The sequence below is a fragment of the Neorhizobium sp. CSC1952 genome (assembly GCF_030378245.1).
GTDB classification, from domain to species: domain Bacteria; phylum Pseudomonadota; class Alphaproteobacteria; order Rhizobiales; family Rhizobiaceae; genus Neorhizobium; species Neorhizobium oryzae_A.
Genome location: NZ_CP128416.1, coordinates 609716 through 623739, shown reverse-complemented (window position 1 = coordinate 623739; position 14024 = coordinate 609716). Strand labels below are relative to the sequence as shown.

Below are 14024 nucleotides of genomic sequence, written 5' to 3'. Positions count from 1 at the left end.
GATAAGAGGGAATGGCAAGGTCTAGCACCGCTTCTGCTGCGCTGCATTCAAAAACAGTCCTCGGAAAATTGGAAAATCGCAAAGTTAGACGTTGAGAGGCCGGAAAAGCTTTGCTAGAGCAGGCCCACTCGTCCGGGCGGTTGTTTTTACCGATTGTCGCCCGCGCTCGTGTTGGGGCGTAGCCAAGCGGTAAGGCAGCGGTTTTTGGTACCGCCATCCCCTGGTTCGAATCCAGGCGCCCCAGCCATACACTATTTACGCAATACAAACAAATGCTTAGAAAGCGTTAGAAAACGCTAAGTGTTACACCTTTGTGGATGTTCCACAGGTATCAGCGGGGCACGGCGCCCATCAAAATCTTATTGCCTTCCATGTTCCCGCACTCGCACTTGAGCCGATGGCGAAGGTTTATGAGGTAGTGATTCGCCACTTCTGTTCAGTTGCACGCTTTACTTTAGCAGTGTCGATACCGGGACACTTTTCGATGTAGAAATCCGGATAAGGCACTAACCTCTCTCGCAAACGTCGCCGTTATAAAGTTGCATATTGAAGTCGCTCCACAAATTGTCCGAGTATGACGCAGAAAATTGGGTGATTCTCTTATTAGGGGTGAGATTTGCTGGGAAACTTACGAAATAGCTGGCGAGAAGCTCAAGCTCGTTTGGTCGTTCAAACAGCCGACCTCCCGCTGGGCACCTTGGCTGACATGGTTGAGACCGGTGCAATCGATCTTCAACCAGGGTTTCAGCGGCGAGAGCGGTGGGCGGTTGATAAGCAGTCAGCCCTGATTGAGTCGTTTCTTCTGAATGTTCCGGTGCCACCTGTTTATCTCGCTGAAGAGGAAGAAGGCACATATACAGCGATCGATGGCAAGCAGCGGCTAAGAGCAATTGCGGATTATATCCATGGTAGGCTGCCGCTAAAGAATCTCGAGCGGCTTACTGAGGCAGAAGGCATCCTATTTTCTCAGTTGCCGTCCGATATCCAGAACTCCCTAAGGCTGAGGCCGTTCCTTCGGGTAGTGACGCTGTTGAAGCAGACTGACCCTCTGCTCAAATACGAAGTTTTCCTTCGGTTAAACAGGGGCGGTGAATCCCTGAATAACCAAGAGATTCGCAACGTAGCATTCCGGGGTAAGCTGAATGACACAATCTATCAGCTTTCCGAGCACGGATTCCTACGGAAGCGTCTGAAAATTGATGGTCCAAAGTCTTCCGCCTATCGCGACATGGACGATGCAGAATACGTGCTTCGATTCATGACCCTGAGAGAGCGGTATGAGAATTTCAGTGGTGATCTCGCAAAGGAGATGGACGAATTCATGCGGCGAAACCAGTCTTTGAGCGACTGGGATATCGGCACAGTTGCGGGTTATTTTTCCGAAGCAATCCACCGCTGTGAAGTTCTTTGGGGTGATAATGCTTTTCGGCGGCCGGACGGGAATGGCTGGCGAGATCAAACCCTAGCTGGAATGTATGATGCACAGATGATTGCTGCATTTGAAGTCGATCCAGCGGTCGTGCAGAAGGGGCAGCAGAAGACAGCAGCGGTTCTGAGTGGCACTAAAGCGCTTTTCGCTGACGACGAATTCGATAAATCTGTTCGGACGGGAACTAACACGCCCCAGAGAATTCGCTACCGCATTCAAAAGATGCGCGAGATGCTCGAGGCCCTTTAGCCGTGACAATATTCCGCGCTGAATTTTACGAGGCGCTACAGGCTATGCTTCGCGCTACAGACGAGCCGCTTCTTACGGATCAACTTGCCATAACATCGGAGCACAACACTCGAGCTAGGATTTTGCGACACGGTATAGCTGTTTCTGCCTTCGCCATGCTGGAGCGTTATGTAAAAAATGTATTTGAACATATGATGAAGGAATTAGCGCAGTCATCGATCTTGTATAATGATCTTCCTGACAAATTAAGACGTTTTATTATTGTCGATTCTGTTGCTGGTCTTAATAATGGAGCTTATTTTATTCGAGATGAGGTCCAGAAGATTAACTACATCGAAACCCACATCGCTTCTATCTCACTCTATAAGGACAATCCCCCTACTTACACACATCTTGGATTCAGCCCGACCGGATCTAACGTAGGCCATGAGGATATTAAAAAGGGCTTCGCGGCCTTTGGTGTGCAAGATCCATGGGGTAAGCTTACGACGCTATCCGCATCGGTAGGGTCGGCTTACCTAAATTTACAGGATCAATATAAAACGCTCGCATCAGCTCGTAATAGCTCTGCGCATGACCCTGCTGGAAATATCCCGACCACGACCTTGCAGTCGAATCTGACAGCAGTGATCGCGTTGGGCATTTCGATCGATCTGCTAGGTCATGCTGTGGGGAAGGCCGCTAAGCTATGCACTGACAAAACTAAGTTCGATACAGATGTCAATAAGGTAACCCCTTCAATCCGTTTCTTAGACGAGCAGCTGGACGGCAAATGGGCGGAGCGCGCATCGACGTTGGGCAAGATCATTAAGCGGTATCCTAACCGACTTGCGGGCACCGCTAGCGCTTCGGCTCGGACTAGTAATCCAGCCGTTGTCATTAGAGATACGTCCGGCAAACCTATCTCATTAGCATAATCTGTGGGCGAGAGCTGTTAGCCGCGGCGCCAGTCTGCAATCATCGTATCGTTTTTAGGCTGGACAGGTCGCCGGGCTTCTTTTCGCCGAACGCCCACCAACATTAGTTGGTCATAGTCCGTCAGTTCATGCCGAAGCATGTTTCGGATTACGTGGTTTACGGCCACTTCGATTGATGTGCCTCGCCAGTTTTTCGGCTCGGTGCAAATCTTGCTGGTGAGGCGGACAACCGCAAACTCCGAGCATCCGGGAGAGGCCAAGCCGATACCCATCTCCCTCAATCGAACGGATACAACACCCGCCCGACCTTTCTGAACGTAGGGTTCGAAAGCTCCCGGAAGAAGAGGATAGGGTTTTTCCGGAAGTCGTCGGCGTCGGCCCTGTCGCCGATCGTGCCGATGATCCGCGCCAAGGGTTCCGTGAGCAGGTGGCGCCATCCGAGAAGGCCGTAAGGGCCGGAAAGCCGGAACCCGGGCTTTTCCGGAATGGGAATGGGCGCGATGAGGCTTTCCGGCATGCCAGTCTTCCGCCAATGGGCCGCGAGTTCCAGGCATTCCTCGAAGCTGATCGCGGCTCCCATCACCGGATTGAAATAGTGCGGATACAGAAGATAGGCGCCGGCGAAGAGCTCTTCGACGCTGAGCTTCCGGCCGCGCCTCGGGTTCGCCTGGCGGTCGTCCGTTAGTCCCCATCCCGCGTAGAACGGACACCCCATGACGGTTACCGGAATGCCCCGCAGCAGCGCTTCGAAGCCGCCGAGGGAGGTGATCGTGTAGACATGGTCCGTGCCGGCGAGAAGCTCCGGCAGGGAGACCGGAGCGGTGACGAGCCGGCAGAGATGGGCGACCTCCGCCGGATCGGAAAGGCGCTTGCGCACCCCGTTCAGCACGTCCGGATGCGGCTTGTAGAGGATTTCGCAGCCGGGATTTTCCGCCGCCGCGGTGCGGATCACGTCGTTGTTCGTCATGGGGCGATCGCATCCGAGCGTGATGGATGCGTCGTCCTCCACCTGCCCGATGACGAGGATGCGGCGCCTCTCCTTTGTCTTCGGTTCATGCGCCGCAGCCATGGTGCCGGCGGCATTGTATTTGCTGAGGCCGGAGGCGAGCAGCGAGCGGATGCCCTTCCGGGCGCGCTCCATCAGCGCAGGATCGCCCGCAAAATCGTAGGAGCCCAGAAGGCATTCGAGATCCGATGCCTGGCGGCTGTCGAAATAGGGCGTGCGGGAATCGAAGGTCAGCGAAAACGGCGCGCTGTGGCTGGCATTCGGCACGAGCGACCGGATGAAGCCGTCCTCGATGAAACGAAGGGGGATCGAATTCTCTCGGGCAAAGGCGATCGCCGCCTGCGGCGCATTCCGGCCCCAGACGAGAAGGACCGGCTTTTCCGAGGCCCCGATCGCGCGTGCCCAGTCGCGCGCAAAAGCCCTGTCCGTCAGGTAGAGCGGCGGATAGACGAAGCGGGCTTGCGGAAAATAGGCCTGAAGGACCGCCCTTTTCCATCTTCGGAAATGGAAGGCGAAAACGGTGAGCCCCGCAAAGTCCGGCCTGTCATTCGTCATCATGCTGCCGGCAGCTTTTCCCAAGTCATTGCATGCGGCGGGCCATGGATGGCGGAGCGAGGGTTACAGCAGCGCTGTCCCTCTCGACGGCCCCGCACCTAGTTCCTGTCGCGGATATTGTAATATCCCATGACCACGACACCCCAGGCGAGCAAGGCGCCGAGGAATACGAGGATCGAATTCAGGATCCTGCTCGGATATTGCGCCAGCTCCGACAGCGTCGGCTGAATGAAGACGGCGAGGTAGCGCTGCTTTGCATTGGCCTCGATCCGTGCCTTTTCCAGGCCCGCGAGCGCGGACGTATAGGCCCGTTCGGCGAATTCGCGGTCGGTTTCCAGCGTTTCATACTGCTGGATGCGGCCCGCCACATCCGTGAACGCTGCCGAAGCCATGCGGCCCTGCTTGCTGGCGGAGCCGCTGCCGAACCTCTGCCTCTCCTGTTCGATCTGCTTCTCCAGGCTGGCGATCTGGGAGCGCATGACGCGGACGCGGGGCGTATTCTCGCCCATCTGGGTCAGCGCCGTGGAAAGTTCCGTCTTCAGCTGGACGAGTTGCTGCTCGAGCGAAGCCACCAGCTGGGTCGCGAGCTTCGCACCCTCGACCGGGTCGGCTTCCTGCGATGAATCGCGATAGATGCGCAACGCCATCCGGGCGTTCGACAAACGCTCCTCGGCCATGCGGACTTCGCTCTGGGCGACTTTCAGCACTTCGTTGCGCGCCGAGAGCGAAAGCTCGTTCACCAGCTTTTCGCTCTGCGCGATGACGAAGGCGGCGATCTTCTGGGAATCTTCCGGCGTGAAGGCCTTGACCTCCAGCTCCATGATGCCGGACGTATGATCGAAATTGACGCTGATCATGCTCCGCCAGTATTCGAGCTTGTCCTCGATCGGCCGGTCCTGGCCGATGCCGTAGAAATAATCGAGCCCGCGCGGCGCAAAGACGGAATCCAGCCCGAACGCCTCGTCCACCGCCTGAACCATGCGCTCGCTGCGGATGAAGTCGAGCAGGACGTAGGAGTCGGAGAATGTGCTGCCGCTGGAGGCCTGCGAGAACATGCCGAGAATGTCTGCAGGCTGGGAGGATTCGATGCTGCGGACGGAGAAGGAGGACGAACTGTGATACTGGTCGGCGGCGATGAACGCCATGTAGAGGGACGTCAAAACCGCCGGCAGCGCGACGAGGCCCAGGAAACCGGAGATGATGGCGATGTGCCGGGGCCGCAATCTGCTGGCCCAACCGCGGGAAGGCTTGGCCGCCTGCGGTTCCACCTCGATGACGGGCGGGGATGCCTCGGCAGGCGCAGGCACGGGGGCTTCCAGAAGACCCTCGAGCAGCCGGAGGTTTTTGGGCTTCTGAACGGGTTTCGCCTCTTCCGGCAGCGGAAGGCGGGCAACAGCTTCGCCGGTCTTTTTGGTTTGGGCTTGGTCTGTCACGTCTACTGCCTCGTCATGTTGCGCTCGTGGACGGTGAGGGCGTCTTCCAAATTATCATAATATGTTAATTTTCCGTGTTCGGGAACTATTCCGGATTCGCAATGCTCCTGCAACGGAGAAGGGCTATCGGCGATCGTGATGACGTCCGAACCCTTGAGCCGCGCCTTGGAGACCTGCCGGGACATTTGCTTGAAATGGGTATTCCGGAAAGCCCGGATGCAACCGCCGGGCCTGCTGCCGGACCGCGCGGCCGTCTCGCGAAGCGCCGGCGCTGCAACCACACGGATATGAGTTACGAAATAGGACAAGCGACCTCGTAAGACCCGGCATCGACCCCGTAAGTGTGGTCCCCTTGGCCGGTTATCGTGTCGAAAATATGCTGTTTTGCAGGATGATGCCAGAAATAAGTTCGCCCGGGCGGCGCATTTCGGAACGCCGTCCGGTGGGGGCAGGGGCCGGTGGCCCCTTCGCTCAGTTCGCGGCGAGCAATTCCGTGCAATAGCTCGGGCCGTTGGCGCCCGGGGGATCGGATATGATCGCGATGTCGCGGATGACGTAGCTCTCGGAAACGGTGATCTTCGCCGAGCAGCTGACGCGTGCGGTGCGGCCGTTCTGCTGCTTGATGCGGTTATAGCCGCCGCGCCAGTTGTAGACCGTGGCGGAGCCCTCGTTGCTGTCGCTGATCGGCGGGCTGAACTTCGCGAAGAATTCGCCGGCCGAACGGCCCACCCAGCGGGCTTCGATGGGATTGCTGGCGACGCCTACGGTGGTGCAGGCCGAAAGGGCAAGAGCGAAAAGGCCAAAGGTGAAAAGGGTGTGCGATGCGAGAACGCGGCGGCTCATGATCTGAAATGAATCCTTGTATCGTCTGTGGCGCCCCGGGAGGCATGGTTTGGGAGGCATGGTTTTCGAGATCGCAACTAACAGATTTTGTGCAGGCTTCGCGAGACGGCCGGCCGCCGCCGATATCAAATTTCTCCTGCGCCGCTTTTTTGCAACGCCCCGCGTCTCAATGCCTCTTGCGCCACCGCGCCCAAGGACCGCGATTCCGTCGCAAATTTTTCATGACGGCGCTTGTGGAATGGAAAATGCTGGTCTATAGAGGCGCCGCTGGTCACGGAGTGTAGCGCAGTCTGGTAGCGCACCACGTTCGGGACGTGGGGGTCGAGTGTTCGAATCACTCCACTCCGACCAGCCGAAAAGCCCGCCGCAGCGGGCTTTTTTCTTTTCCGCCGAACCGTTGGATATCTGCACCCGCCCCGCCGAAGCCGCGTTGAGGCTCGGTGCCGAACGGCGTTGCCCTGCCTGTCCGTCCCGTTACGCCCGCTGCCGGGAATTTCACCCATCGCGCAGAACAGGCTGGACAGCTCCCGGAAACTTCGATAATCGATGTAATGTTATTACATATCAAAGGAGAGATTCCATGAGGTCAGCGAAGCCGATATGGTCCAGGCGATCCGGTCCGGCGTGACCCCGTCAGACCACGGCGAGCGTCGCATCGTTGCCGCCGGAGGCTCCGGCGCCGTCCATTGACGGCGCCCCTCTCTCGGCTTGACGCGGTCGCCGCGCTCGGCATAACTGGGCGCGACGGTTCCCCGACGGTGACTCGGAGGGGATGAAAAGGGAACACGGTGCGGACGCCCGAAAGGGGCCAATGCCGTGGCTGCCCCCGCAACTGTAAGCGGATTGCCGTCCATCCTCGTGGCGCCGGAAGGCGCCATGCCACTGTGCCCCTGCGGCGCGGGAAGGCAGATGGACGGCGGATATCCGTGAGCCAGGAGACCTGCCGTCGAACATCGATCCATCGCACGGGCGGGGATGCCCGGAACAGGAGCAGGACATGACCACCATCCGCGCCGCATGGCGCCCTGGCGCTTCGCATTCCCCATATCTCGACGATCGTTCGGCCGAACGGGCTGCCTCAAGGGCATTCTGAACTCCTCTGCTGTCCGGCAGATGGATCTGCTGGCTGCATTCACGTCACATTCGGGGAAACACGATGAATATCTTTCTGAAACGGCCGTCGCTCGCGGGCCTCGGCGCCATCTCCTTGATCGCCTCCGGCCTGTTCCACGGTGCCCTGGCGGCGCAGACCGGCTATCCGCTCACGCTCGAAAATTGCGGCCGGCAGGTGACTTTCGGAAAGGCTCCGTCGCGCACCGTCTCCATCGGCCAGAGCAGCACCGAAATCCTCTACCTCCTAGGCCTGGCCGACAAGGTCGTCGGCACCGCGCTCTGGGTCGGGCCGGTCCTCAAGGGGTATGAGGAGGTGAATTCGAAGATCGACCGGCTTGCCGACAACGAGCCGAGCTTCGAAAGCGTGCTCGCCAAGAAGCCGGATATCGTCGCCGTGCAGTTCCAGTGGCAGGTCGGCCCCGAGGGCGTGGTCGGCAAGCCCGAACAGTTCGAGGAACTCGGTATCCCGGTCTACACGTCGCCGTCCGATTGCACCGGCAAGGAAAATTCCGCCGCCAGCGACGGCGTCCGCCACCAGGTCTTCACCATGGACCTCGTCTATCGGGAGATCCGCGATCTCGCGAAGATCTACGACGTAGAGGACAGGGGCGAGGAAGTCGTGGCCGATCTGAAGCACCGCGAAGCCGCCGCCCGGGCCAAGGTCGCTTCTGCGGAAGGCAGGCTTTCCGCCGTCTTCTGGTTCTCCAGTGCCGCGGGCGCCGATCCCTATGTCGCCGGCAGGAACGGCGCTCCGGGCTATATCATGTCGGCTCTCGGGATCGAGAACATCATCAAGACGGACGACGAATGGCCGACGGTCGGCTGGGAGACCATCGCCAAGGCCGATCCGATCATGATCGTCGCGGGCGCCATGGACCGGCGCCGCTATCCGCTGGACAGCATCGAGGCCAAGTACAAGTTCCTTGAGACAGACCCGGTCGCGAGCCTGATGCCGGCCGCGAAGAACGGCCATGTCTTCGACATGGACGCGCAGGCGATGAACCCGACGATCCGCACGATCGAAGGCATCGAGACGCTGGCCGAAGCCATCGCAGCCGCCGGCCTCGCCAGATGAGCCGGGCCTTGTCCTCGATCGGGCGGACGGGGGCGGTTTCCCTCGCGCTCGTCGTCCTCGTCGCCGCGCTCTGGCTGGGTGCGGCGATCGGCGAGACCGCGATCTCGTTCGATGTCGTCGCCAAGACGGTCGCCAACCGGCTGTGGGATGCGGGCTATCCGCTGGAACCGATCGACGAGGGCATCGTCTGGAGCTATCGGCTGAGCCGCGCGGTCGTGGCGGCCTGCTGCGGGGCCTCGCTTGCCCTCTCCGGCGTCGTGCTGCAGTCGCTGCTGCGCAATCCCCTGGCAGACCCGTATATCCTCGGCATTTCGGCGGGCGCCTCCACCGGCGCCGTCGGCGTGGCGATCCTGGGCCTCGGCGGAGGATTCCTGACGCTGCCGATGGGAGCTTTTTTCGGGGCGCTGGTTGCCTTTGCGCTGGTCAGCCTGCTCGCTCTCAAGGCGGGCAAGGGAACGGCGGCCATCATCCTTGCGGGGGTCGCGGGCTCGCAGCTCTTCAACGCGCTCACCTCCTTCATCGTCACCAAGGCGGCGACCGCGGATCAGGCGCGTGGCATCATGTTCTGGCTGCTCGGCAATCTTTCCGGCGTCCGCTGGCCGGATGCCTGGCTTGCCATACCCGCTGCCCTGTTGGGCCTCGTGGTCTGCCTCTGGCATGCCCGCTCGCTCGACGCCTTCACCTTCGGCGCGGAGCAGGCCGCCTCGCTCGGCATTTCGGTTCGCCGCACCTATCTCGCGCTGGTCGGCATCTGCGCCATGATGACGGCGGTGATGGTGTCCATCGTCGGCTCGATCGGCTTCGTCGGGCTGGTCATCCCGCATGCGGCGCGCATGCTGGTCGGCGTGCGGCACGGCGTTCTCCTGCCGGCGGCGGCGCTGATCGGCGCCGTCTTCATGATCGTGGCCGATATTCTGTCGCGCATCCTGATACCCGGCCAGGTCCTGCCGATCGGCGTGATCACCGCGCTTGTCGGAGCCCCGGCCTTCGCCTTGATTCTCGGACAGAGGAGGGGCCGCGCATGACGCTTTCGGCCAGGAATGTTTCATGGACCGCCGGCGGCGCCGAAATCCTGCGCGATGTTTCGCTCGACGTGCGGACCGGCGAGTTTCTCGGCATCATCGGCCCGAACGGCTCGGGAAAGACCAGCCTGATGGCGCTGCTTGCCGGCATCCGCAAGCCGAAGTCGGGGGAGGTCCTGCTGGACGGCGTGCCGATCACGGCGCTCGGGCGGCGCGAGGTTTCCCGCCGGCTGGCGCTGGTGGAGCAGCAGGCGGAGACCGGCGAGCGGATCACCGCCCGGCAGGCGGTGGAGCTCGGGCGCACGCCCTATCTCGGCCCCCTGTCGCCCTGGTCGCCCGAGGACGATGCGATCGTCGAGGCCGCGCTTCGGAACGTCGACATGGCCCATCTGTCCGGAAGGCTGTGGCACACGCTTTCCGGCGGCGAGCGCCAGCGCCTGCATATCGGCCGTGCGCTCGCGCAGCAGCCGAAGATACTGCTCCTCGACGAGCCGACCAACCATCTCGACATCGGCCACCAGATCGGCCTGCTCGATCTGGTGCGCCGGCAGGATCTGACCGTGGCGGCGGCCCTGCACGACCTCAATCATGCGGCCATGTTCTGCGACCGCCTCGCGGTCATGCAGGGTGGCCGGCTGGTGGCGCTCGGTGTGCCGCGCGAGGTGCTGACGCCTGAGCGCATCCGCGACGTCTTCGGCGTGGAAGCGGAGATCGATCACGAAAGCGACGGCAGCTGTTTCATCCGCTACCGGGCTGCCGGGCAGTCCCGTCCGGCGTCGCGGCGCGGGAACGGTGCGCGGCTTGAGACGGTCGCAGGTGGGGTATCTTGAACATGGATGGACGCAACCACCACCTCAAGGAGGACATCCGCGAATACTGGTCGAAACGGTCGGAAACCTTCGATCTCGCCTTCGGCCACCGCATTCCGCCCGGACCGGAACTGGAGGCCTGGGCGGCCGCGGTCCGGCGCGGCCTCGGCAGCGAACCGCTCAAGGTCCTCGAACTGGCCTGCGGCACCGGCGAAGTGACGAACGTGCTGCTCTCCCTCGGGCACGAGGTGACGGCGCTCGATTTCTCCGAGGCGATGCTGAGCGTCGCCCGCCGCAAGCATGCGGGGCGCAAGCGGGTTCGTTTCATCCTTGCCGATGCGGAACGGACGATGGAGCCGGACGAAAGCTATGACGCCGTCGTCTGCCGCCATCTCGTCTGGACGCTGACGGCGCCGGAACAGGCCCTTGCCGACTGGTACCGGGTCCTGAAGCCCGGCGGCAGGCTCCTGGTCTTCGATGGAGACTGGGCGAGACCGACTCCGCTTGGAAAGCTCGCGTCTTACGCCATCTGCCTGATCGACCGGCTGAGCGGCGCCGATCCGCATTACGACGGCGCAATGAGCGACCGCCATCAGAGCATCATGCAGCGGCTGCCGTTCGGAAAAGGCCTCACCGTGGAAAAGCTCGTGCCGCTGATCGAAGCGACCGGCTTCGAGAATATCGGGATCGCCTCTCATGCGCCGATCGCTGCCGCCCAGCGGAAGACCGCCGATCTGCGGAACCGGCTGCGCACGCGGCTTTACCGGCGTTTCATTCTCTCCTGCCGGCGGCCGGGTTAGCCGCTCACGCGTTGTCTGCGAATATCCGGACCAGCCAGTCGATGAAGACGCGCACCCGCGGCGAGAGCTGCCGGTTGCGGGGGTAGAGCAGGGAGACCGGCGTCCTGGTCGGCGGAAAGGCCGAAAGCACCTCGACCAGCGTGCCGGCCGCGAGATCGTTCGTTGCGTGATAGCGGGGGATCTGGATCAGGCCGAGCCCCAGCCGGGCGGTGGCGATATAGCTTTCCGCCGCGTTGACGGTCACGGTCGCGGGAATGGCGATGTTGCGGACCGTGCCGTTCACGGTGAATTCCAGCGGAAGCGCGGCAGTGCTGCCGGTCGCGCGGAAGCCGACCATACGGTGGCCGTCGAGTTTCTCCGGATGCCCGGGCAGGCCGAAATTTTCGATATAGGCGGGCGAGGCGAGCGTGACTTCGTCCAGCATGGCGACGCGCCGGGCGATCAGGTCGCTGTCCTGCGGCGTGCCGACCCGCAGCACGCAGTCGATGCCTTCGCGCACGAGATCGACCAGCCGATCGCCCTCGCTCATGTAGAATTCGATCTCCGGATAGGTTTCGAGGAAGGAGGGCAGGTTCGGCAGCACGAAATGCCTGGCGAGCGTGCCGTGCACATCCACCCGCAGCAGCCCCTTCGGCCTGACGCCCGCAAAGGCGCCCTCGGCATCTTCGATATCGGCGAGGATCGAGAGGCACCGCTGGTAATAGGCTTCGCCGTCGAGCGTCGGGCTGACATGCCGCGTGGTCCTGAGCAGCAGGCGCACGCCGAGGCGGGCCTCCAGTTCCTTCACCGCGTCGCTCACCGTCGAGCGTGGCAGACCCGTATCCTCGGCCGCCAGCGTAAAGCTGCGGCGCTCGACGACGCGGGTGAAGACATGCATGGCGTCAAATCGGTCCATGAGTTTTGTTCGCGATCTTCGGATAGTGATGGCGAACTATGCCCGATTATCCGCAGATCGGAAAGCGCCATCTTCTCCTCACCGAAAACGCGCTGCGGCGCGGAGAACCGAAGGAGAAGAAAATGTCTGCCAATCAGAACAAGGTCGCCATCGTCACGGGCGCTTCCCGCGGCATCGGAGCTGCGATCGCCGAACGTCTCGGCAAGGACGGCTTCACCGTCGTCGTCAACTATGCCGGCAATGCCGCCGCGGCCGAAGAGGTCGTCCGCAGGATCGAGCAGGCCGGCGGCAAGGCCGTCGCCGCCCAGGCCGACGTTGCCGATGCGGAAGCCGTCCGCCGCATGTTCGACAGCGCCGAGACCGCTTTCGGCGGCATCGATGTGCTCGTCAACAATGCCGGCATCATGATGCTGTCGCCGCTTGCCGGCGCCGACGATGCCAATTTCGACCGCCAGGTCGCCGTCAATCTCAAGGGTACTTTCAACACGCTGCGCGAAGCTTCAAAGCGTCTGCGCGACGGCGGCCGCGTCGTCAACTTCTCGACCTCCGTCGTCGGCCTGAAGCTGGAAACCTACGGCGTCTATGCCGCCACCAAGGCCGCCGTCGAAACCATGACGGCGATTATGGCCAAGGAGATGCGCGGCCGCGATATCACCGTCAACGCGGTCGCTCCCGGCCCGACGGCGACCGACCTCTTCCTGAACGGCAAGTCGGACGAGTTGATCGAGCGCATGGCGAAGATGAACCCGCTGGAACGGCTCGGCACGCCGGAAGATATCGCCGCCGCCGTCGCCTTCCTCGCCGGCCCGGACGGCGGCTGGATCAACGGCCAGACGCTGCGCGCCAACGGCGGCGTCATCTGAGCAATCCTGTTCGAAGCAAGCCCGGCGGCGGCCATGGCCGTCGCTCCAAGGCTGCCGACATCGCCCCAGAACCCGCACAGAAAAGGATCAAGATCATGAGCAAGCAAGTCATCGTCATCACCGGCGCATCGAGCGGCTTCGGCGCGCTTGCCGCCCGCGCGCTCGCCAGGGCCGGCCATACCGTCTATGCCGGCATCCGCGCCACCGAGACCCGCAACGCCAGGGCCGTCGCCGATGCCGCCGCCTTTGCAAAGGAGAACGGCGTCGATCTGCGCACCGTCGAACTGGATGTCGCGAACGGCGCCTCCGTCGAAGCCGGCATCGCCAAGGTGATCGCCGAGGAAGGGCGCATCGACGTCATCGTCCACAATGCCGGCCACATGTCCTTCGGCCCGGCCGAAGCCTTCACGCCGGAACAGTTCGCGGAGCTCTACGATATCAACGTGCTCTCCACGCAGCGCGTCAACCGTGCGGCCCTGCCGCACATGCGCAAGGCGGGGCGGGGCCTCGTGGTGTGGGTTTCCTCCTCCAGCACCCGGGGCGGCACGCCGCCTTACCTCTCGCCCTATTTCGCCGCCAAGGCCGCGATGGATTCGCTCGCCGTCTCCTATGCGGGCGAGCTGACCCGCTGGGGCATCGAGACGTCGATCATCGTCCCGGGCGCCTTCACCAAGGGCACCAATCACTTCGCCCATTCCGGCGCGCCGGCCGATACCGCCCGCGCCGCGGAATATAACGACGGCCCCTACAAAGGCGTGCCGGAACAGGCGCTGCAGGGGCTTGCCTCGCTGGAACCGGCGGATGCGGATGCCGCCGAAGTCGCCGCCGCCATCGTCGATGTCGTCGGCAAGCCGTTCGGCAAGCGGCCCTTCCGGGTCCATATCGATCCGTCGGAGGACGGTGCGGAAATCGTCAACGGCGTCGCCGACCGTGTCCGGGCCGAACTGTTCCGCCGCATCGGCCTCGAAGACCTGTTGAAGCCGACGGTCATCGGCTGATCGTTTTCATGGCGCGG

Annotated in this window: 13 protein-coding genes, 2 tRNA genes and 1 riboswitch; of the genes, 10 read left to right on the top strand and 5 right to left on the bottom strand. The window is 62.0% G+C overall.

Annotated elements, in window-relative coordinates:
* Positions 1-172: 172 nt before the first annotated feature.
* The 3 genes from QTA58_RS03355 (at position 173) to QTA58_RS03345 (ending at position 2595) form a co-directional block, all read left to right on the top strand.
* Positions 173-247 (top strand) — tRNA-Gln (locus tag QTA58_RS03355).
* A 459-nt stretch (positions 248-706) separates the two neighbouring features.
* Positions 707-1678 (top strand): DUF262 domain-containing protein, encoded by a 972-nt coding sequence (locus QTA58_RS03350; RefSeq protein ID WP_289672995.1) that lies wholly within the window; start codon positions 707-709, stop codon positions 1676-1678.
* Between the two features lie 2 nt (positions 1679-1680).
* Complete coding sequence (locus tag QTA58_RS03345) at positions 1681-2595, top strand: HEPN domain-containing protein (RefSeq protein WP_289671716.1); 915 nt, start codon at positions 1681-1683, stop codon at positions 2593-2595.
* 277 nt (positions 2596-2872) lie between these two features.
* Here the strand turns inward: QTA58_RS03345 and QTA58_RS03340 are convergent, their stop codons facing one another.
* The 4 genes from QTA58_RS03340 to QTA58_RS03325 all read right to left on the bottom strand — a co-directional run bounded on the left by QTA58_RS03340 (position 2873) and on the right by QTA58_RS03325 (position 6432).
* Positions 2873-4159: a capsular polysaccharide biosynthesis protein gene (locus QTA58_RS03340; RefSeq protein WP_289671715.1), complete on the bottom strand. Its 1287-nt coding sequence runs from the start codon at positions 4157-4159 to the stop codon at positions 2873-2875.
* 95 nt (positions 4160-4254) lie between these two features.
* Positions 4255-5589 (bottom strand): RkpR, polysaccharide export protein, encoded by a 1335-nt coding sequence (locus tag QTA58_RS03335; protein ID WP_289671714.1) that lies wholly within the window; start codon positions 5587-5589, stop codon positions 4255-4257.
* 2 nt (positions 5590-5591) lie between these two features.
* Positions 5592-5897, bottom strand: a complete 306-nt coding sequence (locus QTA58_RS03330; protein WP_289671713.1) for a hypothetical protein — start codon at positions 5895-5897, stop codon at positions 5592-5594.
* Positions 5898-6060: 163 nt separating this feature from the next.
* Complete coding sequence (locus QTA58_RS03325) at positions 6061-6432, bottom strand: hypothetical protein (protein WP_085422611.1); 372 nt, start codon at positions 6430-6432, stop codon at positions 6061-6063.
* Positions 6433-6706: 274 nt separating this feature from the next.
* Here QTA58_RS03325 and QTA58_RS03320 point away from each other — a divergent pair.
* The 5 genes from QTA58_RS03320 (at position 6707) to QTA58_RS03300 (ending at position 11251) form a co-directional block, all read left to right on the top strand.
* A tRNA-Pro gene (locus QTA58_RS03320) sits at positions 6707-6783 on the top strand.
* A gap of 377 nt (positions 6784-7160) precedes the next feature.
* Positions 7161-7395, top strand: a riboswitch (cobalamin riboswitch).
* Between the two features lie 193 nt (positions 7396-7588).
* On the top strand, positions 7589-8620 hold the full coding sequence (locus QTA58_RS03315; protein WP_289671712.1) for an ABC transporter substrate-binding protein: 1032 nt from the start codon (positions 7589-7591) through the stop codon (positions 8618-8620).
* Complete coding sequence (locus QTA58_RS03310) at positions 8617-9645, top strand: iron ABC transporter permease (protein ID WP_289671711.1); 1029 nt, start codon at positions 8617-8619, stop codon at positions 9643-9645. Before QTA58_RS03315 ends, QTA58_RS03310 begins: the two co-directional genes overlap by 4 nt.
* Complete coding sequence (locus QTA58_RS03305) at positions 9642-10472, top strand: ABC transporter ATP-binding protein (protein ID WP_289671710.1); 831 nt, start codon at positions 9642-9644, stop codon at positions 10470-10472. Before QTA58_RS03310 ends, QTA58_RS03305 begins: the two co-directional genes overlap by 4 nt.
* 2 nt (positions 10473-10474) lie before the next feature.
* Entirely contained in the window at positions 10475-11251 is a 777-nt protein-coding gene (locus QTA58_RS03300) for a methyltransferase domain-containing protein (RefSeq protein WP_289673354.1), read from the top strand.
* Positions 11252-11255: 4 nt separating this feature from the next.
* Here QTA58_RS03300 and QTA58_RS03295 read toward each other — a convergent pair whose 3' ends face one another.
* Complete coding sequence (locus tag QTA58_RS03295; protein ID WP_289671709.1) at positions 11256-12146, bottom strand: LysR family transcriptional regulator; 891 nt, start codon at positions 12144-12146, stop codon at positions 11256-11258.
* Between the two features lie 122 nt (positions 12147-12268).
* Between QTA58_RS03295 and QTA58_RS03290 the strand changes: the two genes are divergently transcribed.
* On the top strand, positions 12269-13009 hold the full coding sequence (locus QTA58_RS03290; protein WP_289671708.1) for an SDR family oxidoreductase: 741 nt from the start codon (positions 12269-12271) through the stop codon (positions 13007-13009).
* 95 nt (positions 13010-13104) lie between these two features.
* Positions 13105-14007: an SDR family NAD(P)-dependent oxidoreductase gene (locus tag QTA58_RS03285; RefSeq protein WP_289671707.1), complete on the top strand. Its 903-nt coding sequence runs from the start codon at positions 13105-13107 to the stop codon at positions 14005-14007.
* Positions 14008-14024: the final 17 nt, after the last annotated feature.

Coding starts and splice junctions, on each gene's coding strand:
- QTA58_RS03350 (WP_289672995.1), top strand. CDS start 707: ATGGTTGAGACCGGTGCAATCGATCTTCAACCAGGGTTTCAGCGGCGA.
- QTA58_RS03340 (WP_289671715.1), bottom strand. CDS start 4,159: ATGATGACGAATGACAGGCCGGACTTTGCGGGGCTCACCGTTTTCGCC.
- QTA58_RS03325 (WP_085422611.1), bottom strand. CDS start 6,432: ATGAGCCGCCGCGTTCTCGCATCGCACACCCTTTTCACCTTTGGCCTT.
- QTA58_RS03315 (WP_289671712.1), top strand. CDS start 7,589: ATGAATATCTTTCTGAAACGGCCGTCGCTCGCGGGCCTCGGCGCCATC.
- QTA58_RS03310 (WP_289671711.1), top strand. CDS start 8,617: ATGAGCCGGGCCTTGTCCTCGATCGGGCGGACGGGGGCGGTTTCCCTC.
- QTA58_RS03305 (WP_289671710.1), top strand. CDS start 9,642: ATGACGCTTTCGGCCAGGAATGTTTCATGGACCGCCGGCGGCGCCGAA.
- QTA58_RS03300 (WP_289673354.1), top strand. CDS start 10,475: ATGGATGGACGCAACCACCACCTCAAGGAGGACATCCGCGAATACTGG.
- QTA58_RS03295 (WP_289671709.1), bottom strand. CDS start 12,146: ATGGACCGATTTGACGCCATGCATGTCTTCACCCGCGTCGTCGAGCGC.
- QTA58_RS03290 (WP_289671708.1), top strand. CDS start 12,269: ATGTCTGCCAATCAGAACAAGGTCGCCATCGTCACGGGCGCTTCCCGC.
- QTA58_RS03285 (WP_289671707.1), top strand. CDS start 13,105: ATGAGCAAGCAAGTCATCGTCATCACCGGCGCATCGAGCGGCTTCGGC.